Origin of the sequence: Rhizobium sp. J15 (assembly GCF_002531825.1) — a bacterium.
Classification (GTDB): domain Bacteria; phylum Pseudomonadota; class Alphaproteobacteria; order Rhizobiales; family Rhizobiaceae; genus Rhizobium.
The window spans coordinates 101,284-128,002 of the sequence record NZ_NWSX01000009.1 but is presented as its reverse complement, the minus strand read 5'-3'; the positions used below and the strand labels follow the sequence as shown (position 1 = coordinate 128,002).

Here is a 26,719-nt window from a genome sequence, read left to right as displayed (position 1 = left end):
AATCGCGGGACATATTATGAAGGCGCTGGAGCAGCCTATGGCATTTTTGCTTCGTACGGCATCCTGTGAATCAGTCAGCAACCGATTTGGGAATCCTGGATGTCGATTGGGGTCTAGGCCTGGAGCGGCGCGGAGCCTGCAAAAAGGCCAAGGCGATCATTGACCGCCTCGGCCTGTCCGTCATTCGTCAGGCCGCAGCGCGGTTGCGCTTCATCAGGCTGTCGACGCTGAGCGGCCCGGCGCCTGCCGCCACTAGATAGAGAAATACGAAGCAGAACAGGATTGCCGCGACGCCGCCGTTCTGCGCGGGATAAAAGCTCTTTCCCGCATGGCCGATGAAATAGGCGAAGGCCATCAGGCCGGAGAGCACGAAGGCCGCGATGCGGGTCTGGAATCCGATCAGGACGAGGAAGCCGAGAGTGAGTTCGATCAGCCCGGCGATCCAGGAGAGCGAGCCCATCGGCGGCACGCTTCCCGCGGCCGGAAAATGCAGGATCTTCTGCGTTCCGTAGCTGAAAAGCACGAGCGAGGAGATGATGCGCAGCAGGCTCAGCAGATGGGGCTGCAGCAGATGGATCGAAGACAGCATTGGGTTCCTTTCATGTTGCAATGTCTTCGCTGTGTAGCGATCGCCGCCTCGGCAGCAAGTCACGCCTGCTGACATTCGCGTTATGAGATCGGTTGCGGCGGGAAGGCGAATGTCCGGAGCGGCTAAACGATGCCGATCATGGCCGTTCCGCCCTTCCTACTGCAACGTTGCAGTTTTTCTTGGCCGAGACCTGTACTTTGCTTTTCGGCTTGGCTAAATCCGGCCCAACGGTCAGTCCACATGCTGAGAGACGGGGATTAGAGATGATCGATGCCAAGACGCTTGCCAGCCGCTTTCCCGGTGACTTTACCTTCGGCGTTGCCACCGCGGCCTTCCAGATCGAAGGCGCGAGCAAGACCGACGGCCGCAAGCCATCCATCTGGGACGCTTTCTGCAACATGCCTGGCCGCGTCCACAATCGCGATAACGGCGACATTGCCTGCGACCATTACAACCGGTTGGAGCAGGACCTTGATCTGATCAAGGAGATGGGCGTTGAAGCCTATCGCTTCTCCATCGCCTGGCCGCGCATCATTCCCGATGGCACAGGCCCGGTGAACGAAGCGGGGCTCGATTTCTACGACCGGCTTGTCGACGGCTGCAAGGCGCGCGGGATCAAGACCTTCGCGACGCTCTACCACTGGGACCTGCCGTTGCTGCTGGCCGGTGACGGCGGCTGGACGGCGCGCTCGACAGCTTACGCTTTTCAGCGTTATGCCAAGACGGTGATGAGCCGCCTCGGCGACCGTCTCGACGCCGTCGCGACCTTCAACGAGCCTTGGTGCATCGTCTGGCTGAGCCATCTCTACGGCATCCATGCTCCCGGCGAGCGCAACATGCAGGCTGCCCTTCACGCCATGCACCATATGAACCTTGCCCACGGCCTCGGGGTCGAGGCGATCCGTTCCGAAGCTCCCAACGTGCCCGTCGGCCTGGTGCTCAATGCCGCCTCGGTCATCCCGGGTTCCGACAGCCCGGCCGATCTCGCCGCCGCCGAACGCGCGCATCAGTTCCACAACGGCGCCTTCTTCGATCCCGTCTTCAAGGGCGAATATCCGAAGGAATTCGTCGAGGCGCTCGGCGACCGCATGCCTGTCATCGAAGACGGCGACCTGAAGTTGATCAGCCAGAAGCTCGACTGGTGGGGGCTGAACTACTACACGCCCGAGCGCGTCACCGACGATGCCGAACGCAAGGGCGATTTCCCCTGGACGGTGAAAGCGCCGCCGGCGAGCGACGTCAAGACCGATATCGGCTGGGAAATCTATGCGCCGGGGCTGAAGCTCCTGGTCGAGGACCTCTATCGCCGCTACGAACTGCCGGAGTGCTACATCACCGAGAACGGCGCTTGCGACAACACCGATGTGGTCGGCGGCGAGGTCGACGATGTGATGCGTCTCGATTATGTCGGCGATCACCTTGCTGTCGTCGCCGATCTCATCAAGGACGGTTATCCCTTGCGCGGCTATTTCGCCTGGAGCCTGATGGATAATTTCGAATGGGCGGAAGGCTACCGCATGCGCTTCGGCCTCGTCCATGTCGATTACGAAACCCAGATCCGTACAGCGAAGAAAAGCGGCAAGTGGTATAGCGAACTGGCGGCCCAATTCCCGAAAGGCAACCACAAGGCGGGTTAACTCTCATCGGCCTTAAGTGACTGACATTGCTTGGTTGAACCTTCGCATCAGCGGCAGGTACAGAAATTGATCGCTGGAGATCTTTAGCAGTGGTTGCTTAAACGTTTTTGAACCCTTGGCTGGCAAAGTCCTGCGGTCAGGGAGCCGTAATGCAGACAGTTGCCAAGTCGCAGAGCAAGGGATCGGGAATAGGCCGTCACATCACCGTCACCGGCGTGCTTTTCTCCTTCGCGGTCATCGTCGCTGTCGTCACCATCATGGTGCTGACGGCGCTCGAACGCGTGGCCGGAAATGCCAATCTTCTCGATGACGAGCGCTCGCGCGAAACGACGATCGGCGCGATGAAGACCTTCGAGGAGCAGCTCGGCGCCACGCTTGACGATTATGCCGCCTGGGACGATGCCGCAGCCAATGTCTACGCGCCTGACGGCATGGCCTGGACGGTCAGCAATTACGGCGAGATGTCGGTCAACAGCCCGCTTTTCGACATGGCGATCGTCATCGACGATCAGAAGAAGGCGATCATCGCCTATCGCGACGGCCAGCCGATGGCCGAGCCGCTCGCGGATTTCTTCGCGCCCTCGCTCTGGACCCTGTACGACAGGGTGAAGGCGGCAGGTCCCGCCGATCGTCCGCAGGCGGTCGGCTTCGTCACCACCAAACGCGGCATTGCCGCCGTCGGCGTGGCGCTGGTGCGGAAAAAATCCGGTGAGCTCGACGCGCCTGCCGGCCAGCACCGCTATCTCGTTTTCGCCCGCCATCTCGACGACGACAGGGTGACGGCGCTCGGTCAGACCTATGTCATCGGCGGGCTGAGGCTGGCGCCGCCGGCCTTCGAAGCCGATTATTTCGTGCCGATCACCGATCCCTCGGGAACAACGCTCGGCAAGCTCGTCTGGATCTCGCGTTCGCCCGGCGATATCGCCTATGCGCAGGTTCGGCCGATGGTCCTTCAGGCGCTCGGGCTGGTAGGCCTGTTCTTCATGGTGCTGCTGGTCATCGGCTGGCTTGCCGGCCGCCGGCTGAAGGGCGAGGAAAACAGCGCCCGCGAGGAGGCGCTGCGCGACAGGCTGAGCGGCCTTTCCAATCGCGATGGCCTCGGGCTCGCCGTCGATCGTTTCGTTGCCGAGGCGCGCCAGACCAGGCGCAACGTGCTGCTCCTCTATCTCGACCTCGACGGCTTCAAGGAGGTCAACGACAGCTATGGCCACGGCACCGGCGATCAGCTGATCCGCGCGGTCGCCGCCGGTCTCGCCGTGCTCATTCCTCAAGGCGCGGTTCTCGCCCGCATCGGCGGCGACGAATTTGCCATCGCCTTTCTCTCCGACGGAGAACATGCCGCCGCCCTGCAGCTTTCCGAACAGATTCTCGATTTTCTTGCCGAGCCGCTGGAGATCGGCCGCCGCGTCGTCGTCGTCGGGGCAAGCATCGGCATCGCCATGTCGCCTGCCGGCACGATCAGCCGCGAGGAGCTGGTGCGCCGCTCGGATCTTGCCATGTACAAGGCGAAGGAGGCAGGCCGCGCGCGCATGACGCTGTACGATCCGTCGATGGATGCCGATCGGGAACAGCGTAACGCGCTGGAGATCGACCTCCGGGTTGCGATCGAAAGCGGCGATTTGACGCTCGTTTACCAGCCGCTGGTCGATGCGGCGACGCAAGCGCTGAACGGCGTCGAGGCGCTGGTCCGCTGGAACCGTCCGGGCCACGGTCCCGTCTCGCCGGATGTCTTCATCCCGATCGCCGAGACCAGCGGGCTCATTGAATCGCTCGGCCTGTTCGTGCTGCGCAAGGCCTGCGAAACGGCCAAGCAGTGGCCGGGGCTCGCCATCTCGGTCAACGTTTCTCCGGGCCAGTTCCGCAATCCCGCCTTCACCGACTATGTGCGCTACGTGCTGAAGCAGACGGAGATCGAAGCCGGCCGCGTCACGCTCGAGATCACCGAAGGCTACATGATCCAGAATCCGCAGCGCACCCGCCAGTCGATCGAAAGATTGAAGGGGCTGGGGGTCAAGGTGGCGCTCGACGATTTCGGTTCCGGCTTCTCCTCGATCGGCTATCTCAGGCAGTTCGGTTTCGATCGTATCAAGATCGACCGCTCGCTGGTCATGGATGTCGACCAAGGAAAACGCCAGCGCGAGATGTTGCAGGCGACGGTGGCGCTTGCCCGCTCGCTCGACATTCCCGTCACCGCCGAAGGCATCGAGACCGAGGCGCAGGCCGTCGCCATGCGCCTCTTCGGCTGCGATTGCCTGCAGGGTTACCTGTTCGGAAAGCCGATGGCGGCCGACCACATCACCGCGTTGCTGAACGAGGGGCATGCGGCGGAGCCGGCTGCCCCGCGCCGTCTGGGCGCGGCCTGACCGGTCTAGGAATTTTCGTAAGGCAAATTCAAAACGAAATTGGCTTCAGCTGCCGATATGCCGCTGGCCGCGTTTTTTTGCCAGCGCGATCTGGTGCTGACGCTGGCGGTAACGCAGCCGGTCCTCTTCGCTGCGCGTGTGATAGCAGTGGCTGCAGGAAACGCCTTCCTCGTAGAACGGCGAAGTGATTTCCTCTGAAGTGATCGGATTGCGGCAGGCGTGGCACAGTCTGTGTTCTCCCTCCTTCAGCCCGTGCTCGACCGAGACACGCTCGTCGAAGACGAAACAGGCGCCGTCCCAGAGGCTTTCCTCCTGAGGCACGTCCTCCAGATATTTCAGGATGCCGCCCTTCAGATGATAGACCTCGTCGAAACCCTCCGCTTTCATGAAGGCGGTGGCCTTCTCGCAGCGGATGCCGCCGGTGCAGTACATGGCGATCTTCGGCTTGTTGTGCAGGCCGGAATTCTGCCGCACCCAATCGGGAAATTCGCGGAACGTCTTCGTCTTCGGATCGACCGCGCCGCGGAAGGTGCCGATTGCCGTCTCGTAGTCGTTGCGGGTATCGATGACGATGGTGTCGGGATCGGAAATCAGCGCATTCCAATCCTTCGCCGTCACATAGGTGCCGACCACCTTGTTGGGGTCGATGTCCTCGACGCCCATGGTGACGATTTCCTTCTTCAGCTTCACCTTCATGCGCAGGAAAGGCATTTTGGAAGCGCGGCTTTCCTTGTGCTCCAGCCCCGAAAATTCGGGCTGGGCGCGCAGAAAGGAGAGGACGGCATGGATGCCGGCATCCGGCCCTGCGATCGTGCCGTTGATGCCCTCATGTGCCAGAAGCAGCGTTCCCTTGACGCCTTTCTCCTCGCACAGCGCCTGCAGCGGAGCCTGAAGGCTCGCAAAGCGCGGCACGGAAACGAAATGGTAAAGCGCCGCCACGAGGAACGGGCTGGTGTGTGTCAGGCTGTCGGTCATGCGCCGGAAATACAGAAAATCGGCGGGCCGCGCAATTGCCTTCCCAAATCGCCCTCTCAACGCCCGGCCGTCAGCCAGAGAAGCTCGATACGCTCGGCTTCCTCGTCGGGATCGTCGGCGAAGACGGCTTCGGCTTTGACGAGCGCTTGCCGACGGTCTTCCTGCTGGCGGAAGATGATGGCGTCGAGCAGATGTGCCAGATCGTCGTTGCGGGTGAAAAGCTGCGGCTCGGCTTCGACCAATTCGGACAGCACGGCAAGATCGTGGATATGGCCGAGATCCTCGACAAGCTCCTTGCCCGCATCGCGCTTGGCCTGCATCGCGCCCGGCCAGACGTCGCGCAGGAGGGAATGATAGAGCCGGTAGTCGTAGGTGCGTTTGCGCAGGTCGTGGAAATCGCCAGCCGATGCCTCGCCGTGGCAGGCCGCGAGGGCAGCCTTCGCCTTCCGCGCGGTGCGGCGCCAGCTTTTGCCCAGCATGCGGGCATTCTTGCGATGGCCGCCGGCAAAGGACACGTCATCCAGGCAATTGATCGCCTCGTTCAAGACATCCGAGGTTTCCACCAGTCTCTGTTCAAGGCCGCTTTCGGCTTCCGCCATCCAGTCGCGCCGCCCTTCGAGGATGGTGACGATGCGGCCGAGCGCCTCGTTCTCTTCTTTCTCGCGGGCCGTTTGCTGCAGATATTGGGCGGTGCCGACGAGGGCGTTTGCGTCCCGGATCGCCGAAAGCGACCGCGCGGCGCTGCGCAGGCGTTCATTCTCACGAGCCTGGAAATCCGGCACCTCGCGGGCCACCAGCCGATAGAGCGAGCGCAGCCGCTTCAGGTTCTTGCGAAAGGAATGGATCGCCTCATGCGCGCCGTCCGGTCTCTCCTCGAGAATTGCGACGGCCTCGCCCAGCTGCTCCTTCGCAACACTGCGGAACTCCCGGGTGAAATCGGCGTCAGGCCGTATGCGATAGGCCATGCCTGTCGTGCCCATATTCTGTGGCAAGGGCCTGGTTGGAATAGCGGAAGTCTCCGGTCACTTCGCGGCCGAGCCAGGCCGGCAGCGCCGGCTTGTCGGTTTCGGCAGTCATTTCCACCTCGGCGATGACCAATCCGCGATGTTCGCCGGCAAAGACATCGACCTCCCAGACGAAGCCCTCATGCGGAACGCGATGACGCGTCTTCTCGATGACGATGCCGATTGCGTTCTGCAACAGCTCTTCGGCATCGGCGACCGGAATGTCATATTCGAATTCGTCACGGGTGATGGCGCTGCGGCCGATCTTGATCGTCAGTCTCGCTTTCCTGCCATCGAGGATGCGCACCCGGACCGAGCGGTCGTCCATGGAGGCGATGTAGCCCTGTCTGAGGCTCGACTTCGTCTCGACGGCGGAACGCCATCCGTCGCTGCGCACGAGAAACTTCCGCTCGATCTCTTTCGCCATACCAGTGAACCTTTTGTGACGATCGGGGCACGGTAGCCCAATTCCCATGGATTTCCTACCCATCTTGTCATGTGAATTGGTTTTGCCTCGACAAGGTTCCCCTGGGGCGCTATTCGGGACCAATTCAATCGTTTCAAGGAGGTCGCGCGACCATGGGCGAGAAAACAGAGAAGCTCCTTTCCATCCTGAAACTCCAGCCGGTCGTTCCGGTGTTGATCGTCGACGATGCGAAGTCGGCCGTATCGCTGGCGCGCGCGCTCGTGGCGGGCGGCCTGAAGGCAATCGAGATCACCATGCGCACGCCGGCGGCACTTGATGCTGTGCGCGCCGTCGCCGACGAAGTCGAGGGTGCGGAAGTCGGAGCCGGCACGATCCTGAACGCCGCCCATTGGGAAGCCGCCGTTGAGGCCGGTTCGAAGTTCATCGTCAGCCCGGGCACGACCCAGGAACTGCTCGATGCCGCCGCCGATTCCGAGGTGCCGCTGCTTCCGGGAGCCGCGACCGCCAGCGAAGTCATGGCGCTGCGCGAGGAAGGCTATCAGGTGCTGAAATTCTTTCCAGCCGAGCAGGCCGGCGGCGCCGCCTATCTCAAGGCGCTCTCTTCGCCGCTCGCCGGCACGCTGTTCTGCCCGACAGGCAGCATTTCGCTGAAGAACGCCAGGGATTATCTCTCGCTGCCGAACGTCGTCTGCGTCGGTGGTTCGTGGGTCGCGCCGAAGGAATTGGTCGCAGCCGGCGACTGGGCGGGGATCACCAAGCTTGCGGCGGAGGCCGCGGCTCTGAAGGCCTGAGGCCGGATCGGCGGGGGATGCACAATCCCCCGCGCCCATGTTTGTATTTGAGCCGCCGCAAACCTATGTTCTCTCCAGCCTCAAACAGGGAGACGACGAGGGATGTTCGACGCAAAGAAGCTTCTCGACCAGTTCTTGGGTTCGCAGGTGCCCGGTCTCGGCGGTTCGGTCCGCGACAGGGCGGGCGAGGCCGTGCAGACGGCCAGGAACAATCCGATGAAGACCGGTGCGCTCGCCGCCGTGCTTCTCGGCACCAAGACCGGCCGCAGCATTGCCGGCAATGCGCTGGCGATCGGCGGGCTTGCCGCCATTGCCGGCCTTGGCTACCAGGCCTACAAGAACTACCAGGCGGGGCAGGCGCCCGCGGCTCCCTCGGATGCGCCGTCGGCCAACAATCCGGTTCTCCTGCCGCCACCTGCCGAATCCGGCTTCGGGCCGGCGTCACCCGCCGGCAGCAACGAGTTCGTGCTGGTGCTGATCCGGGCGATGATCGCCGCCGCCAAGGCCGACGGCCATATCGACGACGCCGAACGCGCGCTCATCATGGACAAGATCAAGGCGGCCGACGTCAGCGGCGAGGCCGCGGCCTTCATCGAACGCGAACTTGCTTCCCCGACCGATATCGATGCGCTCGTCGCTGCAGCGGTGACGGAAGAACAGCGCGTCGAGCTCTATACCGCCTCGCGCCTCACCATCGAACCGGATTCGCGCGCCGAACGCGGTTATCTCGATCTGCTTGCCGGCCGGCTCGGCCTTGCCGACCAGTTGGTCGACCATATCGAGGCGACGGTGTCGTCCGCCAAGACGACCTTGTCACAGTAACATCTAGGCCGGTTGCCTTTGTCGGGCGGCTGGCCTATCCACTCCTCAGATCAGACACGGGGAGTGAACATGCGCGATCTTGCGAATTTCAAGGGCTGCCCGGCGCCGAAGCCGGTGACGCTGAAGGGCCGCTTCGTCACGATCGAGCCCTATCGGCGCGCGGAGCATCTCGAAGCTCTGTGGGAGGGGCTCGGCGGCATGGGCATCAACCCGCTGCTGCTCTATTTCGCGCAGGACGATTTTTCCGGCATCGAGGACTTCGCCAACTGGCTGGAATCCGTCTACACCAAGTCCGGCTGGCTCACCCATATCTTCCGCGATAACGCCACCGGCAAGATTGTCGGCATGGCGAACTACATGCGCGCCGATCCGGCAAACGGCGTTGTCGAGATCGGCGGCGTGGCGCATGGCGCCGACATGAAGCGCTCGCCGCTCTCCACCGAGGTGCACTATCTGATGGCCAAGCACGTCTTCGAAGATCTCGGCTACCGCCGCTACGAGTGGAAATGCGACAACAAGAACGAAGCGAGCAAGACGACGGCGCTGCGCTACGGCTTCAGCTTCGAAGGCGTCTTCCGCCAGCATATGCTTTCCAAGCACCGCAACCGCGATACGGCGTGGTTCTCGATGATCGATGCCGAATGGCCGTTGATCAACGATGCCTTCGAAGCGTGGCTTTCGCCCGAGAATTTCGATGCTGCCGGCAGCCAGATCCGCCGTTTGCAGGATATCCGCGCCGATCTGGAGAAGGAAAGGCTCGCGTGACCCCCGAGAGCCGCTCCCAGGCGACCGCTGCCGCCCTCATCCTGCTCGGCGCCGGCCTCGTCCTCTATTTCCTGCCGACCATCGTTCTGTGGATCGGCAATTTCTCGCCGGTGCTGGCGATCTTCGTCGGCATTTGCCTGATCATGGCGTTTTTTGCGGTCTTCTGGCTGCGGGCGCGCTATCAGCGCGGCAGGGGCGAGTAAGGCTAAAGCGCATCGCGATCTTTCAGATTCGCCCTTGCGCTTTAGGTCTTTGTTTTTACGCATGTCGTTATCGCAAAACCGCTGCACACTTTTGCGCGACATGCTCTAGCCCTGCAACGAGGCGCCGAGCAACAGGACGCCCATCAGGATGACGAGCACGGCGCCGAGGATTTCGATGGCGTTGCCGACCCAGACCGAAGCGGCCGAGCCGCGTCCGGAAAGGCGGACGGCGGCGCCCTTGGCGGTGACGGCAAGGGTCGCAAGCACGGAAACGGTGATCGCGGTGCCGAGCGACATGGCGGCGACCGAAAGCACGCCGCCGAGATAGAGCCCGTTCAGCAGCGAAAAGGTCATGACCAGAAGCGCGCCGGAGCAGGGGCGAAGGCCGACGGCAACGATCGCCGACCAGGCTTCGCGGGCGCTGAACTTGTCGCCGCCGAGCAGCGCCGGGTCGGGCACATGGGCGTTGCCGCAGGTCTCGCAGACCATGCCGGGAACGAAGGTATGGCCGGCTTCCACGGGCTGCGCCTTGCCGCGGAAGACATAGGCCTGGCGTTCGGCCGCATTGTCCTTCCAATCGAGCATCATCGAGACCGGCCCGGCAGGCGTCGCCATCAGCCGGCGGCCAGGCAGGTTGCCGATCATCGAGCGCAGTTTGCGGAAGAGCAGCCAGCCGCCGAAGAGGATGACCATGACGAAGCTTGCGATCTCCATCGCATGGGTCGCTGCCGTCAGCGTGATGCCCGTGCCGCGCAGCACCAGCCAGGCGCCGCCGACGAGCGCCACCGCCACCACGCCCTGAATGAAGGCCGAGATGAAGGAGATCACCACGCCGCGCTTCAGCTCGACCTCGTTGGCGATCATGTAGGAGGAGATGACCGCCTTGCCGTGGCCCGGGCCCGCGGCATGGAAAACGCCGTAGGCGAAGGACAGGCCGATCAGCGAGGCGAGCTGCCACGGATCCTCCCGCATCGCCTTCAGAGCATTGGTCAGCGCCCGGTAGAAGGCCTGCTGCTCATAGTTCACATAGAGCAGCAGCGGGGCGAGCGGCCCGCCGGTCGGCTGGAAGCTCGGCTCCGCCGTGCCGATGCCGAGCGGCGATTGCGCATGGGCGAGGCTTGCAGCCGCCAGGAGGGCAAGGGTCGCCGCGGAAAGAATGAGCGGCAGGCGTTTCGTCAGCATGTAACCTCCAGCCGGGTGGCGAAGAGTTTGGACATGTTGGTGCCTGTGGGATCGTTGAAGAAGGCATCGGTCAACGACTGCTTGTTCTCAGAGATCACCTGGTCGGCATCGGGTCTCACGACCTGATGCTTGCAGGCCTTGAAGCCGTCGCCGACGATCGAAAGTTCGGCGTCGGTCGGAAAATCGATCGACGTATAGAGCGTCGGGTCGTAGACGCCGAAGCTCAGCCTGCCCTTGAGCGGCATCTTTTCCGCCGGCTTCACCGCGAAGAACATCAGCAGCTGGCCGTCCTTGTAATCGACGTGGATGATGTCGGGCTTCTGGACGGTGACGTTCTTCCCGTCGACCGTCAGGTTCATGTAGTAATCATAATCGGCCAGCGACTGCTTCACCGTCTTTCCGACCTCCGCGAGCTCGTTCGGCTCCAGCTTCAAATCGGTGTTCTTGTCGAAATCCATGACGACGGAGGAGGAGAAGACCTCGTCGAAGCGCCAGACGTTGCGCAGCTCTTCGACGCTGCCGTCCTTGGCGGCCACGACCTCCAGGCGCGCTTCCACGAAGATGTGCGGATGGGCAAAGGCGGCGGCCGGCGCCAGCGAAAGAAGCGCGGCCATCAATATCGTCGAATGTTTCATTTATCCCGCTGCCCTGTTCGGTGACGCTGACTTCTTGCCAGAAATTGGGACGGAATTGGGACCGGGGCCCATATCCGGCTCATGTGATCAGAGGTTCAGGCGGGACGCAGTGTCGCATCGCCGGTCCTCTCACGAGTGCTTCTTGAACCAGTTGTGCAGGTAATCGACGAAGATCCTCACCTTGGCCGGCAGGTAGCGCCGGTGCGGATAGACGGCATAGATGCCGCGGTCGGTCGGGATGTAGTCGTTGAACAGCGTCAGCAGTTCGCCGCTGTCGATCGACTTGCGAGCGATGAAATCGGGGACGAGGGCAATGCCGATGCCGGCAAGCGCAGCGCGCAAGGTCGCATGCGGGCTGTTGACCTCCATCGGGCCGGAAACGGCGACGGCGAAGGTCGTGTTGTCAGGATTGTAGAAGCGGATGCTGCCCTGGGTGCGCGAATTCGTATCGACGATGAAGGGGACGTTGGAAATGTCGCTCGGATGCTCGAGATCGGGATGGCGCTCGAGAAATTCAGGGGTGACGCAGAGATGGACGCGGAAATCGGAGATCTTGCGGGCGATCATGCCGGAATCTTCGAGCTTGGTGATGCGGATCGCGACATCAAAGCCTTCCTCGATCAGGTCGACGAATCGATCGTCGGCGGCGATCTCCAGCGACAAGTCGGGGTTTTCCCGGGCGAAATCGATCAGCGACTGGCCGACATCGGCATCGACGAAGGTGCGCGGCACCGAGACGCGAAGCTTTCCCTTCAGCTGCGCATTGTTCTCGCGAACGAGATCGGCGAGATTGTCGATCTCCTTCAGGATATCGGAGGCGGTGCGATAATAGGTGTGGCCGGCCTCGGTCATCGAGAATTGCCGGGTAGTGCGGTTGAGCAGCAGAGCGCCGAGCTCATCCTCCAATTCGCGCACATATTTGGAGAGCAGCGCCTTGGAGCGGCCGGTGCGCCTTGCTGCGGCGGAAAAGCCTTCGGCCTCGACGACGTCGATGAAGGCGCGTATGCGGGTCAGAGTGTCCATGGCGCTTCCCCAAGCTGTTTCGAAACGTTGAACAAATCGGCCCGTTTTGTTCAATTATTTTTTTGACCCAAGATCAAAAAAACGCTTGATTATGAAGGCGAATATTCTTATTTCCCACTCAGCCCAAAGTCGCACGTGCCCATGGGTGTCCGCCGAACCCTCGAATTGGTGAGGAAATCGGTAAGGTACCTGGAATTAACCCCTCCAGTCGCTATTCCGGCCAACCGGAAAATGCGAGGACGCCTGAAGCAACGACGGTGCGGGCCTTTTTGTTCTCTCCCTGCTTTCCATCAGCGGGGGTTACTGAAGAGGCACACCATCATTGCCGGAAGTGCGGTTGGGATTCTCCCTCCAATCCATGGCAGACAAAGCCGAACTTACACCGCGTCCGCGGCGTTGGTTCACTATCCGCGCATCGAGCGCTTGCTATGGTTCCGGGGTCTCCACCGGCTGGTTCCAATGCGAGTTCTCGTATGCCCTTTGTCCTCCGGTTCATGCCGGAGCTCTGGAATTGGAAGAGGGAACGATATGACCACCCAGCGCATCCGCGACTTTCTCGCAACCCGACGTCCCGACGGTCCCTGCCTCGTGGTTGACCTCGATGTCGTTCGCGACAATTTCCACGCCTTCCGTCACGCGATGCCGGACAGCGCCATCTACTACGCCGTCAAGGCCAACCCGGCCCCTGAAGTGCTGAAGCTGCTCGCAGGCCTCGGCTCCAATTTCGACTGCGCATCCGTTGCCGAAATCGAAATGGCGCTCGAAGCCGGCGCGACCGCCGCCCGCATCTCCTACGGCAACACGATCAAGAAGGAGCGTGACGTCGCCCGCGCCCATGCGCTCGGTGTCAGCCTCTTTGCGGTCGACAGCCACGAGGAAGTCGAGAAGATCTCGCGCGCCGCTCCCGGCGCCCGTGTCTTCTGCCGCGTTCTGACGGATGGCGAAGGCGCCGAATGGCCGCTGTCGCGCAAGTTCGGCTGCGTTCCGCAGATGGCCGTCGACGTCCTCGTCTACGCCCATCAGCTCGGCCTGCAGTCCTACGGCGTCTCGTTCCATGTCGGTTCGCAGATGACCAAGGTCGATGCCTGGGATTCGGCGCTTGCCGATGCCAAGCGCGTCTTCGTCTCGCTTGCCAAGCAGGGCATTCACCTGCAGATGGTCAACATGGGCGGCGGCTTCCCGACCAAGTATCTGCGCGACGTTCCGTCGGCGGAAGCTTACGGCAAGTCGATCTACCAGGCGCTGCGCACGCATTTCGGCAACCAGATCCCGCAGACGATCATCGAGCCGGGCCGCGGCATGGTCGGCAATGCCGGTGTCATCAAGGCTGAAGTCGTGCTGATTTCGAAGAAGTCGGACAATGACGATGCGCGCTGGGTCTTCCTCGACATCGGCAAGTTCGGCGGTCTCGCCGAGACGATGGACGAAGCCATCCGCTATCCGATCCGCACGGAGCACGACGGCGACGAGATGGAGCCCTGCGTCATCGCCGGCCCGACCTGCGATTCGGCCGACGTGCTCTACGAAAAGAACCTCTATCCGCTGCCGATCTCCCTTTCGATCGGCGACGAGGTTCTGATCGAAGGCACCGGTGCCTACACGACGACCTATTCGGCGGTCGCTTTCAACGGTTTCGAGCCGCTGAAGGCCTACGTCATCTAAGTTGTTTCCGCCGGCCCGGTAACCAGCCGGGGCGGCAATTTCACAATTTCCTTCATCGCCGCTGATAACGGTATTGGGTACGGGAGGCCAAGATGGCCGCTGTTCTTGATTCTGTCCGCGCATTCTTTGCGCCCACCACTTTTGCCATCGACGCCGAAAATCCTTCGGACGTCGTTGCCCGCGAAAACCTACTCGACCGCGTCATGGGTCCTGATCGCCGCAAGAAGTCGTCGGAGAAGATCCGCCGCAACCGGATTCCGGCCGACGGCCTTGCGCTCGTCGCGCGTGACCGCGACGGTCATGTCATCGGCACGGTGCGGCTCTGGAACGTCGAGGCCGGCGTCAACGATCAAGGCACGCCGATCAACGCGCTGCTGCTCGGCCCGCTCGCCGTCGATTCCCGTCATGGCGGCAAGGGCATCGGCGGGGCGCTGATGCGGGCGGCGATCCTCGAAGCGAAGAACCGCGGGCACGGCGCCGTCCTGCTCGTCGGCGATGCCGCCTATTACGAGCGTTTCGGCTTCTTTGCCGAAAAGGCTCGCCATCTGGTCATGCCGGGTCCGTTCGAACGCTCGCGCTTTCTTGCGCTCGAGCTCAGGGAAGGCTGGCTTGACGGCGCGGCCGGCATGATCGTCCCCTCGGGGCGCATGCTGGCCGGCGCGCCGGTTCGCCGCGCAGCCTGAGGCTCTTCGACCAGTCGGCCGGGGTTGAGGTCCTTCCCTCGGCCGGCAATATCCGCGCCGCTTGACCATGGAGGCAGGCGGGCCGCCATGGTTGCGGCGCGGATTTCTTTCACGGCCGGTGGGTTAGGGCAGCCGGTTCACCTACAGACACAATCGCGTGAAAAGTGCTGCCGGCACGCGAATATGCTGCGGCGATATCCTATCTTGCGCCGCATGATCCGCATCTTTCGCCTCCTCCTTTTCTTCAGCCTGTCGCTTGCTGCAACAGGCCCGGCATCTGCCCAGAGCACGGCGTCCGCCGCCGGTCTTGGTTTGCGCCTCGACCGGGCGGCGAGCGATCCTGCGATGCGGCCGCTAAAGACGGTGATCGTCGCCCGCGACGGGCGTGTGCTCACCGAGCGCGGCTTCCGCGGTCACTCGCCGGCGGAATCGACCAACATCAAATCCGCGTCGAAATCGATCATTTCAGCACTGGTCGGAATCGCTATCAGCAAAGGTCTGCTGGAAGGGCCTGACCAGAAGATCGCGCCGATCCTGAAGGCCGATCTTCCCGAAACACCCGATCCGCGCCTCAAAGACATCACGGTCGGCAATCTGCTCTCCATGCAGTCGGGGCTCGACCGCATGTCGGGGCCGAACTACGGTCGCTGGGTCTCCTCGCGTAATTGGGTGCGCTTTGCGCTGTCGCAGCCTTTCGTCGATCAGCCCGGCGGCGAGATGCTCTACTCCACTGCATCCACGCATCTGCTCTCGGCTGTCCTCACCAGGGTCAGCGGACGGTCGACGCTGGCGCTGGCCCGCGAATGGCTCGGTCCCGTCGAGGGTTTCCGCATCGGCGCATGGGAGCGCGATCCGCAAGGCATCTATCTCGGCGGCAATCAGATGGCGATGAGCGCCCGGTCGCTGCTTGCCTTCGGCGAGCTCTATCGCAATGGCGGGCGCACGGCGGAGGGAGAGCAGGTGGTGCCTGCCGATTGGATCGTGCAATCGTGGCAGCACCGCACCAATTCGCGCTTCTCCGGCGACGAATATGGCTATGGCTGGTTCACGCGTGAGATCGGCGGCGAAGAGGTGCATTTCGCCTGGGGTTACGGCGGCCAGATGCTCTACATCGTGCCGTCGCTCGATCTTACCGTCGTCATGACCTCGGAAGAGAGCGGCCCATCGGCGCGAAACGGTTATAGGGACTCCCTGCACGGCCTGATGGCAGACATTATCGGCGCGGTCAGGGCCGCCTGATCAAGGCAAATCCAGCAGGAGTGCGCAGGCATTATGCATGTAAAAGAGCGGAGATGCCTTGAAAAAACGCGATCGATAAACTTTTAACGAAGCCTCCAATCAAACCGCAAAACGCTTGCTGTAGGTTCGCCGCCAGAACCTCGGGAAAGCGCCATGCTACTGGATCTCAGGACGATCTATTTCATTGTTGCCGTGAGCTGCTTCGTGCTGGGCATTCTCCAGCTTGCAGCCTATGCGACCGGCCGCTTCGACAGGTGGCCGCTCTGGTGGGGCTTGAGCAACCTGCTCATCGGCATCGGTTCCTTTCTCGTGGCGCTGCGCAATATCGTTCCCTACGCGGTCTCGATCGACGGCGGCAATGTCGTGACCATCGCCGGCTACATGCTGATGTTCTTTGCCGTGCGCGTCTTTTCGGGGCGGGTTCTCGAGCAGCGCTATTTCTGGCTAGCGATCCTCCTCGTCAGCGTGCCTGTGCTGCTTATCGTCAGTGATCCCACAGCGGTCTCGGCAAGGCTCCTCTATGTGTCCGTCATCTGCTGCCTCTGCGATCTTGCCGTCGCAAGGGAGGCGCTCAGCATTGTCCGCCGCGAGAGGCTGTATTCGGCGGCTCTGCTCGTCGGCCTCTATGTCTGCACCGCCATGATCTTTGCCGCGCGCAGCATTCTTGCTGCGACCGGAGAGATCGGCGGGCCGGATCCTTTCGGCGGCAGCGTGGTCCATAGCTGGATGGCGGTATCGGCGGTTGCCTTCATCATGCTCCGCAGCATGGCCATGGTGCTGATGGCGGCCGAGCGCAGCCGAAACCAGCTGACGGAACTCGCCCACCATGATCCGCTGACAGGTGCGCTCAATCGCGGCGGCCTTGCCCAGCATCTGCCCGCTCTCGGCTCCCAGCCGGTTTCGCTGCTGATCATCGACATCGATCATTTCAAGCAGTTGAACGATCGGCATGGCCATGCGGCTGGCGACGAGGTCCTGCGGCTGTTCGCCAGCGTTTCGAGAAGCATCATGCGACCGCACGATCTGCTTGCCCGGCAGGGTGGAGACGAGTTCCTGGCGGTGCTGAAAAACCTGTCACGGGAGGATGCCGTGGCGATTGCCGAGCGCATTCGTCTCGATTTCGCCGCCGCCGTCATGCAACGGCCGGATCTCGCCGTGTTTCCGACGCTGAGCATCGGGGTCGCCGCGCGGGAAAGCGATGGAGACTTTGAAAGCCTGATGCACAGAGCGGATGAAGCGCTCTACCGTTCGAAGCGCGAAGGCCGCAACCGCGTCGAGGTCTTCTGGGAAAATCAGCAGGCGGCATAGCTAGATATTCTGATCCATCGTCTCGGCCGGGATTTCATCGGCGCGATGGATGCGCACGACGGTGGCCGGCACGCCGGCGACCGTGCAATGTTCGGGAACCGCTTTCAGCACGACGCTGCCGGCGGCAATCTTGCTGAAGGCGCCGATTTCGATATTGCCGAGGATCTTGGCGCCGGCGCCGATCATCACGCCGTGGCGGATCTTCGGATGACGGTCGCCCGTTTCCTTGCCGGTGCCGCCGAGCGTGACATTCTGAAGGATCGATACTTCATCCTCGATCACTGCCGTTTCGCCGATGACGATGCCCGAGCCGTGGTCGAGCATGATCGAAGCGCCGATCCGTGCGGCCGGATGGATATCCGGGCCGAAGACCAGCGAGGCGAGATTGGCGAGCCAGGTGGCGATCTCCGTGCGACCGGCGTTCCAAAGCGCATGGGCGATGCGATGCGTCTGCAGCGCATGGAAGCCCTTGAGGTTCAGAAGCGCGTGCAGAAATGTCGTGCAGGCGGGATCGCGCTGGCGCACCGCTGCGAGATCGGCCTCGACCTTTCGCATGATGTCGTCGTTCAGGGTGGACAGGATGAGATCGAACAGATTGCCGGTTTCCACCTGCGTCACGGAAAGCCGGGCAGCGAGCACGCGGGCGAGGATCTCATGATTGCCGGTGGCATCGGTGATTTCTGTGGTCAGTAGCCGTCGCAATATCGGCTCGCGCGCCGCAAGCTCCGCCGCCTCGGCGCGGATGACGTTCCAGACCGGTGCATCGCCCAAAGGCGGCGGCTGCTGCTCGGCTACACCGAGGCCGGTCGATTTCGGCATTCGCAAGTCCTCTGTCAGCACGGCGACGGCTATGCCCGCGTGCATTTCATGTTTCGCCCCGGCAAGGCATTTGGCAAGCTCAATGTTCCGGAGCTTCGGCCGATGTTCTAGCCGGACGGTTTCAGACCAGGCGTCAGCTCCGGAAGCCGGCGCCAATGGTAGAGCACGTCAGGCTCCTTTTCCTCATTATCGATGCCGTCGGTTTCTTCCCCGGCGGAAAAACCGTGCCGCTCGTAGAAAGCGCGTGCGCCCATATTGCGTTGGAATGTCCAGAGCCTGATTTCGTCCATCTCTTCCTTGGCGCAGCCGAGAAGCATCGAACCGATGCCGATGCCCTGGAAATCAGGAAGAACGTAAAGCTGCTCTATCCAGCCGTCGCCATAGGCGATAACGCCGACGAGCTTGTTTCCGATGGCGGCGCCGAGGATCGTGCAGTTCGGCAGCAGATGCATGCGCCAATACTGCTCTTCCTCCTCAGGCGTGTGGACATCCAGCAGCCAGGGCAGGCGCTGCCAAAGCGCCACGCGCCTGATCCCCGTCGCAGCCCGCATATGGTCGGGCCCGAGCTTTACGATCTCGGGTTCCGTCAAGGCGTCGTCCATGGCCGGCAACGCGGCCTCAAGCCGAAATGTCGATGACCCCGCAATCGCCGGCTTCGGAGGCGAAGGCGAGCAGTTTGCCGTTGCCGCTCCAGCTCATCGCGGTGATCGCGCCCTTGCCGGGGCGGCGCAGCAGCGCTTCCTTGCTGTCGGCGATGCGCACGGCCAGGATCATGCCGTCGATGAAACCGATGGCGAGGATATCCTCCAGCGGATGGAACCTCACCGAGGTCGCCATGATATTGGCGCGGGTCCCGAGTTCGAGCGGCGCCTTGCCCATCGGCCCGTCCTTGCCCTGGAAGGGCCAGACGATGGCGGCGGGCGCGCCTGATGAGGCAAGCCATTTGCCCTTGACGGACCAGGAGAGGGATTTCACCTTGGCCGGATATCCGGTCATGCGCATATGGCGCGCCTCGGCGCCGGGCTTGCTGTCGAGCTTCCAGCCGTGCAGGGCGTTTTCCTGCATCGAGGTGACGAGGAAATTACCGTCCGGCGAGAAGGTGACGGCAGTATGCGCGCCCTTCCATTCGAGATCGACGGGCTTGGCGCTCATGCCGACCCAGTGCAGGGATACGCCGTTATAACGGGCGGCGGCGATGCGCAGGCCTTTGGGGGCGAAGGCAATGCCCTCGACGGTGCGCTCCTCGGGAAATTCCTTGGTCGTGCCGTCGGCGAGGCGCACCAGCGAACTCTTGCCGTAGGAATAGGCGATGGCGCCCTGGGGTCCGGCGGCGACCTGCGAGATCCACTTGCGCGGCGCGGCGGCGAGTTCGCTGACGCTGCCGTCGGCAGCGATGCGCAGCACCTTGCCATCCTCGCCGCCGGAGATCAGGCTCTCGCTATAGGGATCGCGGATGGCGGTGAGCATGCCCTGATGGGCTTCTGAAACCCTCTCGCCGCCATCCAGCCGGTGATACGTGCCGTTTGCGTTTGCGAAGAAGGGAACATCACCTAAAAATTCGACGGCCAGAACGTGGCCGTCGAGATCAAGCGGTGCAACTGTCGGCATCAGGCGGCCGCCTCGCAGGCCTTGAAGGAGGCTTCGAGCTTTTCGCGGTCGAGATCGCGGCCGATGAAGACAAGACGGCTCTCATGCTTCTCGCCGTCCTTCCACGGCCGCTGGTGATCGCCCTCGATGATCATGTGCACGCCCTGGACGACATAACGCTCCGGATCGTCCTTGAAGGCGATGATGCCCTTGAGGCGCAGAATGTTCGGTCCCTGCATCTGGGTGATTTTCTGGATCCAGGGGAAGAAGCGCTCGGCGTTCATCTCACCGCCGCGCAGCGACACCGACTGCACCGTCACATCGTGGATCGCCGACATGGCGCCGTGATGATGATGGCCGTGGTCATGATCATGATCGTGGTGGTGATGATCGCAATCCGGGCCGCAGACGTGGTCGTCATGGCCGTGTTCCAGGAAATGCGGATCGTTTTCGAGGGCGCGCTCCAGGTTGAAGGCGCCCTGGTCGAGCACGCGGGCGAGGTCGACGCCGGAGCGGCTGGTCTTGTAGACGCGGGCGGCCGGGTTGATGGCGCGGACGATGTCTTCGATCACGGCGAGTTCGTCGGCGGTCACGAGGTCGCTCTTGTTGATGACGACGACGTCGGCGAAGGCGATCTGGTCTTCGGCCTCGCGGCTGTCCTTCAGGCGCAACGGCAGGTGCTTGGCGTCGACCAGCGCGATGACGGCGTCGAGCTCGGTCTTGGCGCGTACGTCATCGTCCATGAAGAAGGTCTGGGCGACCGGCACCGGATCGGCAAGGCCGGTCGTTTCCACGATGATGCCGTCGAAGCGGCCAGGGCGGCGCATCAGGCCTTCGACGACGCGGATCAGGTCGCCGCGCACCGTGCAACAGACGCAGCCATTGTTCATCTCGTAGATTTCCTCGTCGGACTCGACGATCAGGTCGTTGTCGATGCCGATTTCGCCGAACTCGTTGACGATGACCGCATATTTCTTGCCGTGGTTTTCGGAGAGGATGCGGTTGAGCAACGTCGTCTTGCCGGCGCCGAGATAACCGGTGAGCACGGTGACGGGAATGGGCTTCTGGGTGGAGATCGCGTCGGTCATGAGAACCTCTAGGATTAGGCGTGCGGCCGACCGGCTTCAGATCGGCCGCTTGAACGGTTGGTCTCATATAATGGCATGGGCACGGCAGTTCAAAGGATTTTATAATGTTATAAGATCACATGCCCGGCGTCGGCCAAATGAGCCTCTTCACCGGAGCCGCGTGATGTCGAACGCATCGACGTCTTCCAGCAATTCCATCAAACCCTTGACCGCATGCGCGATCAGCGCCTCGCCCTTTTCAGCGCTCGCAGCCGCGGCATTGCCAGCCACGCCCTGCGGGTTGAGATCCGACATCTTCCAGCCGAAGGCATGCGGCCCGTAGGCGCGCAGATGTTTGAAGCGGCCGGCGAATTCGGTCTGCCGCGAGGGAAAGTTCCCCGCCTTGGCCATATCGACCCTGTCGGGATGAAGCGCCAGCATCACCGAGGTCTCGATATCGCCGCCATGGATATCGATCGCCTTTTCCTCCGGCGAGATCACGCCGTCGGGCAGGCCGAAGCGGGTCCAGCTCGTCGCTACCGCCAGCATGGCGAAGCGGACCCTGGCCTCGGTCGCGACGATCGATATCAGAGGCGAATTGCCGCCATGAGCGTTCAGCATCACGAATTTGCGGGTGCCCTGCTTCGCCAGCCCTTCGGCGATGCCGAGCCAGCGGTTGACCGCTTCGTTGAAGGCGAGCGTCTTCGTTCCTTCAACATCCATGTGCTCTATGGAGTAGCCAACCGATTCGGCGGGCAGGAAGGTGACGGGCAGGCCGGCGGGCAGGGCCGCCTTCAATCGCGCGGCGATGCCTTCGGCAATCAGGGTGTCGGTCTCGAAGGGCAGGTGGGGGCCGTGCTGCTCATGGGCGCCGAGCGGCAGCACGGCAATCGGGGGGCGTGCGCCGGGGGCAGAGGCCGGGTCGCTGTCCTCGAAGCGGGGCGAAGGCGTCATCATCCGGTCGTAGCCTCTTGTTTATGACGAGATCCTGGGCAATGTCATATCGCAGCGGCGCCAGCGCTTAAAGATCAAAGGGATGGCTATGGGCAAGAAGCACAAGGACGGCAAGAAGAACAAGTCCAAGAAGAAGGACCAGACCGAGTATACGCTCGTCGATCTTTCTCCGGCGCTGACCCAGGCGGCCCGCTCCATGCGCACGGTGCTGTCGCGCAACCTGTTCGAAAGCGGGCTCTATGCCGGCCAGGACGGCGTCATCCTCTCGCTTGCCGAGAGCGACGGCATGACCGCCGGCGGGCTTGCCCAGAAGCTGGGCGTCAAGGCGCCGACGATGACGCGCACTATCGGCCGCATGGAGGCGCAGGGCTTTCTCGAGCGCAAGCCCGACGCCGAGGACGCGCGCCTGACCAAGGTTTATCTGACCCCGCTCGGTCGCGACAGCGTGCGGGCGATCGAGATGGCGGCCTCGGCCTGCGACAGGCTGGCGACACAGGAGTTCTCCGAAAAGGAAATCCGCAATCTCGTGCGCCTCTTGAAGGCGATCGACGCCAATCTGCAGGCCGAAGCCCTTCATATCGAAGAACCGGACGAAGACTGAAATTTCCCCTGAAAGACGAATTGCTTCCGCTGATTAAATCTTTTAATTAAACATTTTAAGGGGCCGTGCCGATTTACCGGCAGGGTCTTGCTGTCTTGCGTGCTGCCTGGAGGAGGACACGTGGTCCAGAAGATCAAGCTTTCGACAATCGCCGAAACGCTCGGCATTTCAACGGCGACCGTGTCGCTTGCCTTACGCGACAGTCCGCTCGTCGCCGGCAATACGAGGGAGAAGATCAAGGAGCAGGCGCGCGCTCTCGGCTATATCTACAATCGCCGCGCCGCCAGCCTTCGCACCTCCCGCTCCGGTATCATCGGCGTCGTCGTGCACGACATCATGAACCCTTTCTACGGCGAGATCCTGAAGGCGATCGAAAGCGAGCTCGATCGCAGCCGCCACACCTTCATCCTGTCCAACCACTACGACAACGTCGAAAAGCAGCGCACCTTCATCGAGACGCTTCTGCAGCTCGGCGGCGACGGCGTCATCATGTCGCCGGCGATCGGCACGCCGCCGGAAGATCTGCAGCTGGCGGAAGAAAACGGCATGCCGGCGATCCTCGTCGCCCGCTCGATGGACGGCCTGGACCTGCCGACCTATCGTGGCGACGACAGCTACGGCATCTCGCTTGCCACCAATCACCTGATCGGCCTCGGTCACCGCTCGATCGCGATGATCGGCGGCACGGACCAGACATCCACCGGCCGCGACCGCTACCAGGGTTATGTCAACGCGCTGCGCAAGGCGGGCATCGAGGTCGATCCGAACCTGCGCATTCCCGGCCCGCGCTCGAAACAGGGCGGTTTCGAAGCCGCGGTGCATTTCCTGTCGCTGCCGCAGAAGCCGACGGCGGCCGTCTGCTGGAACGATCTCGTCGCGATCGGCCTGATGAACGGCATTGCCCGCGCCGGACTGGTGCCGGGACGCGATATTTCCGTCACCGGTTATGACGATCTCGAGGAAGCCTCGATCGCCACGCCGGCGCTGACGACCGTCTGGAACGGCCAGACCGAGGTCGGGCGCCTCGCCGCCCGGGCGCTTCTCGATCGCCTTGCCGGCAGCCACGAGCCCGACGGCATGCATCTCATCAAGCCGGAAATGCGCATTCGCCAGTCCACCAGTCCCCATCGGCCCCGCGCCTGAATCAAGACCGCCACCCAAGAGGAAAAGCCATGTCCCGCATCGCCATTCTCGTTCCTGGGAAGATACACGACCGTGTTCTCGAAAGGCTGAAGGATCGTTTTGAGATTATCGCCGTTCCGCGCGCGGAAAGGCTTGCTCTCGATGGCGAGACCGCCGCGCGCATCCGCGGCGTCGCGGTCTCCGGCGCCTTTCCCGGCGCCTGGATGGACCAACTGCCTGGCGTCGAGGTGATCGCCAGCTTCGGTGTCGGCTATGACGGCATGGATGTGAAGCGTGCCGCCGAAAAGGGCATCGTCGTCACCAATACGCCTGACGTTCTGAACGACGAGGTCGCCGATACGACGATCGGCCTGCTATTGAACACGATCCGCGACCTGCCGCGGGCAGAAGCCTGGATGCGCGCCGGCAATTGGAAGCCCGGCACCGCCTATCCGCTGTCGCGCTTCTCGCTCAAGGGCCGCCATGTTGGGCTCTACGGCCTCGGCCGCATCGGGCTCGAAATCGCCAAGCGGCTGGAGCCGTTCAAGGTGAAGATCAGTTACCACACCCGTTCGCGCCACGCCGACGTCTCCTATGACTACTACCCGACACTGAAGGGGCTGGCGGAAGCGGTGGATACGCTGATCGCCATCGTTCCGAAGACGCCGCAGACACACAAGACGGTCGATGCCGATATTCTCGCCGCGCTCGGCCCGGACGGTATTCTCGTCAATGTCGGCCGCGGCTGGACGGTGGATGAAGAGGCGCTCGGCGCGGCTCTTGCTTCAGGCGCACTCGGCGCGGCCGGTCTCGACGTCTTCTACGACGAGCCGACGGTGCCGGCCGACCTGCTTGTCGCCGAAAATGCCGTCCTGCTGCCGCATGTTGCCTCCGCATCGGTGCCGACCCGCAATGGGATGGCCGATCTCGTCGTCGACAACCTCATCGCCTGGTTCGAGAAGGGATTGGCGCTGACGCCGGTGCCGGAGACGCCGCAGAAGGCGTAAGTCCTGCTCAGGCGATGGCTTGTGCCGGCACCGTCGCCAATTTGCCGGCCGCATGGCTGCGGACGGCGTCGCCGAAGGCAGTAAAGAGCTTGTTGGAGGGCTTGTCCGTCTCGGCCCAGTATTCCGGATGCCACTGCACGCCGACGGCAAAGGCCTTGGCGCCGATGACCGAGACGGCCTCGACCGTGCCGTCTTCGGCGGTGGCTTCCACCTGCAGGCGCGGCGCGGTCCTGGCGATCGCCTGGCGATGCAGCGAATTCACGCGGACTTCGCCGGGGCCGAGAATGCCTGCGATGCAGGAGCCTTCCTTGACGTGGACGGTCTGGCGAATGGCGTACATTCCGTCGCGGTCGACGCCTTCCGGCCGCCGGTGATCCCAGATGCCGGGCTGCTCCTGGATCTCGCTTGCGAGCGAACCGCCGAGCGCGACATTGAGCTCCTGGATGCCGCGGCAGATGGCGAGCAAAGGAATGGCGCGGTCGATGGCGCGACGGATGAGCGGCAGGCTGGTGGCGTCGCGAGCGGGGTCGAACGGGCCGTCCCTTTCGGTCGCTTCGACGCCGTAGAGCGAGGGATGCACGTTGCTGGCCGAGCCTGATACCAGGAGGCCGTCGACGCGGTCGAGGATCGCGTCGGTATCGTAACCTTCCTCGAAGGCCGGAATGATGAAGGCCATGACGCCGGCCGCATTCAATGCGGCCCTGAGATATTGATGCTGCACGGCATGCCAGGTGATGCCGTCGAAGCTGCGGATATCGGCAGGAATGGCAACGATCGGTTTCGTCATGTTCACCCCGGTGAAATCTTTGTGCTCACCGTTTTGCCGCCAGAATGGCCGTCAAGTCAACGCTTGGCTGCGCGAGGTGGCCAAATTGCGGCGCAAGCGCTCCCGCCGCCATCCGATCTGCCGCTAAGCTGCTGATTTTGATGGGTGCGCTCATATTGCCTTATTGCCGTCTTGATGCCAAAGGCTAATAGACTAAAGCTTGAATCGCGGCCTTCGCCATGCTTAGGTTTGCCCTTGCTGCGGGTAGGGGTGAAGATCGCCGCGCAGCGCCATCTATACGGGAGGTTTTTGATGGATCGTCGTTCGTTTTTCAAGAAGGCGGGGACCGCCGGCGCCGGAGCGGTTGCCGCAACGGCATTGGCAGCGCCTGCGATCGCGCAGGAGAATCCGAAGATCGCATGGCGCATGACGTCGTCGTTTCCGAAGAGCCTGGACACGATCTATGGCGGCGCTGAGGACATCTCCAAGCATGTCGCCGCCGCCACGGACGGCAATTTCACGATCCAGCCTTTCGCGGCCGGTGAAATCGTGCCCGGCCTGCAGGCCGTCGATGCGGTAGCCGCCGGCACGGTCGAGGCGGCGCATACCACCTCCTATTATTTCGTCGGCAAGGATCCGGCCTACGCCTTCGGAACGGCCATTCCCTTCGGGCTGAACAGCCGCCTGACCAATGCCTGGTTCTACGAGGGCAATGGCAACAAGCTGATGAACGAATTCTACGCCACGCAGGGCATGTATGCGCTGCCGGCCGGCAATACCGGGGCGCAGATGGGCGGCTGGTTCCGCAAGGAAATCAACACGCTCGACGACCTCAAGGGCGTCAAGATGCGCATCGCCGGCCTTGCCGGGCGGATCATGGAGAAGGTCGGCGTCATTCCGCAGCAGATCGCCGGCGGCGACATCTATCCGGCGCTCGAAAAGGGCACGATCGACGCGGCTGAATTCGTCGGCCCCTATGACGACCTGAAGCTCGGCTTCCATAAAGTGGCGAAATACTACTATTACCCGGGCTGGTGGGAAGGCGGCCCGACGGTGCATGCGTTCTTCAATCTCGAAAAATGGAGCAACCTGCCGAAGCACTATCAGGCAGCGCTGACCGACGCCTGCGCCTTCGCCAATACCAACATGCTGGCGAAATACGACATGAAGAACCCGACGGCGCTGAAGCAGCTGGTTGCGGAAGGCGCGACGCTCCGCCCGTTCAGCCAGGAAATCATGGAAGCCTGCTTCCAGGCGGCGACCGGCATCTACGGCGAAATCTCCGGCACGAACCAGTATTTCAAGAAGATCTATGAGGACCAGACCGCCTTCAAGCGGGACGCTTATCTCTGGATGCAGCTTTCGGAATATACGTTCGACACGTTCATGATGATCCAGCAGCGGGCCGGGAAGCTTTAAGCTTTTCGCAGACTGCCGATGTCAGCTGATGGCAAAACCCCCGGATTTCGGTCCGGGGGTTTTCTTTTT

General features: G+C 62.6%; 27 protein-coding genes. 14 read left to right on the top strand and 13 right to left on the bottom strand.

Going from position 1 to position 26,719, the window contains the following annotated elements; genetic code table 11:
* Positions 1-187: 187 nt before the first annotated feature.
* A complete protein-coding gene (locus CO670_RS10940; RefSeq protein WP_097590247.1) occupies positions 188-589 on the bottom strand; it encodes a DoxX family protein in 402 nt (133 codons plus the stop codon).
* 263 nt (positions 590-852) lie between these two features.
* On the opposite strand from CO670_RS10940, the gene CO670_RS10935 reads away from it, so the two are divergent.
* Positions 853-2,226: a GH1 family beta-glucosidase gene (locus tag CO670_RS10935; protein ID WP_097590246.1), complete on the top strand. Its 1,374-nt coding sequence runs from the start codon at positions 853-855 to the stop codon at positions 2,224-2,226.
* Positions 2,227-2,375: 149 nt separating this feature from the next.
* Positions 2,376-4,589 carry an EAL domain-containing protein gene (locus CO670_RS10930; protein ID WP_097590245.1) on the top strand — a complete coding sequence of 738 codons (2,214 nt, stop codon included), beginning with the start codon at positions 2,376-2,378 and terminating at the stop codon, positions 4,587-4,589.
* Between the two features lie 45 nt (positions 4,590-4,634).
* Here the strand turns inward: CO670_RS10930 and CO670_RS10925 are convergent, their stop codons facing one another.
* The 3 genes from CO670_RS10925 to CO670_RS10915 are packed head-to-tail and all read right to left on the bottom strand — an operon-like array spanning position 4,635 to position 6,995.
* Positions 4,635-5,564, bottom strand: a complete 930-nt coding sequence (locus CO670_RS10925) for a rhodanese-related sulfurtransferase (RefSeq protein WP_097590244.1) — start codon at positions 5,562-5,564, stop codon at positions 4,635-4,637.
* A 56-nt stretch (positions 5,565-5,620) separates the two neighbouring features.
* Positions 5,621-6,529, bottom strand: a complete 909-nt coding sequence (locus tag CO670_RS10920; RefSeq protein WP_097590319.1) for a CHAD domain-containing protein — start codon at positions 6,527-6,529, stop codon at positions 5,621-5,623.
* Positions 6,507-6,995, bottom strand: a complete 489-nt coding sequence (locus CO670_RS10915) for a CYTH domain-containing protein (protein ID WP_088677805.1) — start codon at positions 6,993-6,995, stop codon at positions 6,507-6,509. Before CO670_RS10915 ends, CO670_RS10920 begins: the two co-directional genes overlap by 23 nt.
* A gap of 152 nt (positions 6,996-7,147) precedes the next feature.
* Here CO670_RS10915 and CO670_RS10910 point away from each other — a divergent pair, with 152 nt between their 5' ends.
* The 4 genes from CO670_RS10910 to CO670_RS10895 all read left to right on the top strand — a co-directional run bounded on the left by CO670_RS10910 (position 7,148) and on the right by CO670_RS10895 (position 9,576).
* Complete coding sequence (locus CO670_RS10910) at positions 7,148-7,786, top strand: 2-dehydro-3-deoxy-phosphogluconate aldolase (RefSeq protein ID WP_097590243.1); 639 nt, start codon at positions 7,148-7,150, stop codon at positions 7,784-7,786.
* Positions 7,787-7,888: 102 nt separating this feature from the next.
* Entirely contained in the window at positions 7,889-8,608 is a 720-nt protein-coding gene (locus CO670_RS10905) for a tellurite resistance TerB family protein (RefSeq protein ID WP_097590242.1), read from the top strand.
* Between the two features lie 69 nt (positions 8,609-8,677).
* Complete coding sequence (locus tag CO670_RS10900; RefSeq protein ID WP_097590241.1) at positions 8,678-9,373, top strand: GNAT family protein; 696 nt, start codon at positions 8,678-8,680, stop codon at positions 9,371-9,373.
* Complete coding sequence (locus tag CO670_RS10895; RefSeq protein ID WP_097590240.1) at positions 9,370-9,576, top strand: hypothetical protein; 207 nt, start codon at positions 9,370-9,372, stop codon at positions 9,574-9,576. Before CO670_RS10900 ends, CO670_RS10895 begins: the two co-directional genes overlap by 4 nt.
* Before the next feature lie 105 nt (positions 9,577-9,681).
* Here the strand turns inward: CO670_RS10895 and CO670_RS10890 are convergent, their stop codons facing one another.
* The 3 genes from CO670_RS10890 to CO670_RS10880 form a co-directional block, all read right to left on the bottom strand.
* On the bottom strand, positions 9,682-10,758 hold the full coding sequence (locus CO670_RS10890; protein WP_097590239.1) for a nickel/cobalt transporter: 1,077 nt from the start codon (positions 10,756-10,758) through the stop codon (positions 9,682-9,684).
* On the bottom strand, positions 10,752-11,393 hold the full coding sequence (locus CO670_RS10885; RefSeq protein ID WP_097590238.1) for a DUF1007 family protein: 642 nt from the start codon (positions 11,391-11,393) through the stop codon (positions 10,752-10,754). Before CO670_RS10885 ends, CO670_RS10890 begins: the two co-directional genes overlap by 7 nt.
* Before the next feature lie 129 nt (positions 11,394-11,522).
* Positions 11,523-12,416 carry a LysR family transcriptional regulator gene (locus CO670_RS10880; RefSeq protein WP_097590237.1) on the bottom strand — a complete coding sequence of 298 codons (894 nt, stop codon included), beginning with the start codon at positions 12,414-12,416 and terminating at the stop codon, positions 11,523-11,525.
* Between the two features lie 528 nt (positions 12,417-12,944).
* Between CO670_RS10880 and odc2 the strand changes: the two genes are divergently transcribed.
* The 4 genes from odc2 (at position 12,945) to CO670_RS10860 (ending at position 17,308) form a co-directional block, all read left to right on the top strand.
* Complete coding sequence (gene odc2 / locus CO670_RS10875; RefSeq protein WP_016737287.1) at positions 12,945-14,078, top strand: ornithine/lysine decarboxylase; 1,134 nt, start codon at positions 12,945-12,947, stop codon at positions 14,076-14,078.
* Positions 14,079-14,170: 92 nt separating this feature from the next.
* Positions 14,171-14,761, top strand: coding sequence for an N-acetyltransferase (locus CO670_RS10870; protein WP_097590236.1), 591 nt, complete (start codon positions 14,171-14,173; stop codon positions 14,759-14,761).
* Between the two features lie 213 nt (positions 14,762-14,974).
* Positions 14,975-16,000: a serine hydrolase gene (locus CO670_RS10865; RefSeq protein ID WP_097590318.1), complete on the top strand. Its 1,026-nt coding sequence runs from the start codon at positions 14,975-14,977 to the stop codon at positions 15,998-16,000.
* A 153-nt stretch (positions 16,001-16,153) separates the two neighbouring features.
* Positions 16,154-17,308 (top strand): GGDEF domain-containing protein, encoded by a 1,155-nt coding sequence (locus CO670_RS10860; protein WP_097590235.1) that lies wholly within the window; start codon positions 16,154-16,156, stop codon positions 17,306-17,308.
* Here CO670_RS10860 and cysE read toward each other — a convergent pair whose 3' ends face one another.
* The 5 genes from cysE to CO670_RS10835 all read right to left on the bottom strand — a co-directional run bounded on the left by cysE (position 17,309) and on the right by CO670_RS10835 (position 21,738).
* On the bottom strand, positions 17,309-18,127 hold the full coding sequence (cysE, locus tag CO670_RS10855; RefSeq protein WP_097590317.1) for a serine O-acetyltransferase: 819 nt from the start codon (positions 18,125-18,127) through the stop codon (positions 17,309-17,311). It lies immediately after the preceding gene.
* Positions 18,128-18,234: 107 nt separating this feature from the next.
* On the bottom strand, positions 18,235-18,729 hold the full coding sequence (locus CO670_RS10850) for a GNAT family N-acetyltransferase (RefSeq protein ID WP_097590234.1): 495 nt from the start codon (positions 18,727-18,729) through the stop codon (positions 18,235-18,237).
* A 16-nt stretch (positions 18,730-18,745) separates the two neighbouring features.
* A complete protein-coding gene (locus tag CO670_RS10845) occupies positions 18,746-19,735 on the bottom strand; it encodes a WD40 repeat domain-containing protein (protein ID WP_097590233.1) in 990 nt (329 codons plus the stop codon).
* Positions 19,735-20,802, bottom strand: coding sequence for a GTP-binding protein (locus CO670_RS10840; RefSeq protein WP_097590232.1), 1,068 nt, complete (start codon positions 20,800-20,802; stop codon positions 19,735-19,737). The genes CO670_RS10845 and CO670_RS10840 overlap by 1 nt, the downstream gene beginning before the upstream one ends.
* 147 nt (positions 20,803-20,949) lie before the next feature.
* Positions 20,950-21,738 (bottom strand): creatininase family protein, encoded by a 789-nt coding sequence (locus CO670_RS10835; protein WP_097590231.1) that lies wholly within the window; start codon positions 21,736-21,738, stop codon positions 20,950-20,952.
* Between the two features lie 85 nt (positions 21,739-21,823).
* Here CO670_RS10835 and CO670_RS10830 point away from each other — a divergent pair, with 85 nt between their 5' ends.
* The 3 genes from CO670_RS10830 to CO670_RS10820 all read left to right on the top strand — a co-directional run bounded on the left by CO670_RS10830 (position 21,824) and on the right by CO670_RS10820 (position 24,465).
* Complete coding sequence (locus CO670_RS10830) at positions 21,824-22,336, top strand: MarR family transcriptional regulator (RefSeq protein WP_097590230.1); 513 nt, start codon at positions 21,824-21,826, stop codon at positions 22,334-22,336.
* Positions 22,337-22,456: 120 nt separating this feature from the next.
* Complete coding sequence (locus CO670_RS10825; protein WP_088677820.1) at positions 22,457-23,479, top strand: LacI family DNA-binding transcriptional regulator; 1,023 nt, start codon at positions 22,457-22,459, stop codon at positions 23,477-23,479.
* A gap of 29 nt (positions 23,480-23,508) precedes the next feature.
* Positions 23,509-24,465, top strand: a complete 957-nt coding sequence (locus CO670_RS10820; RefSeq protein ID WP_097590229.1) for a 2-hydroxyacid dehydrogenase — start codon at positions 23,509-23,511, stop codon at positions 24,463-24,465.
* Between the two features lie 7 nt (positions 24,466-24,472).
* Here the strand turns inward: CO670_RS10820 and CO670_RS10815 are convergent, their stop codons facing one another.
* Positions 24,473-25,252 (bottom strand): gamma-glutamyl-gamma-aminobutyrate hydrolase family protein, encoded by a 780-nt coding sequence (locus CO670_RS10815; RefSeq protein ID WP_097590228.1) that lies wholly within the window; start codon positions 25,250-25,252, stop codon positions 24,473-24,475.
* Positions 25,253-25,543: 291 nt separating this feature from the next.
* Here CO670_RS10815 and CO670_RS10810 point away from each other — a divergent pair, with 291 nt between their 5' ends.
* Positions 25,544-26,650 (top strand): TRAP transporter substrate-binding protein, encoded by a 1,107-nt coding sequence (locus CO670_RS10810; RefSeq protein WP_088677823.1) that lies wholly within the window; start codon positions 25,544-25,546, stop codon positions 26,648-26,650.
* The last annotated feature ends 69 nt before the right edge of the window (positions 26,651-26,719 follow it).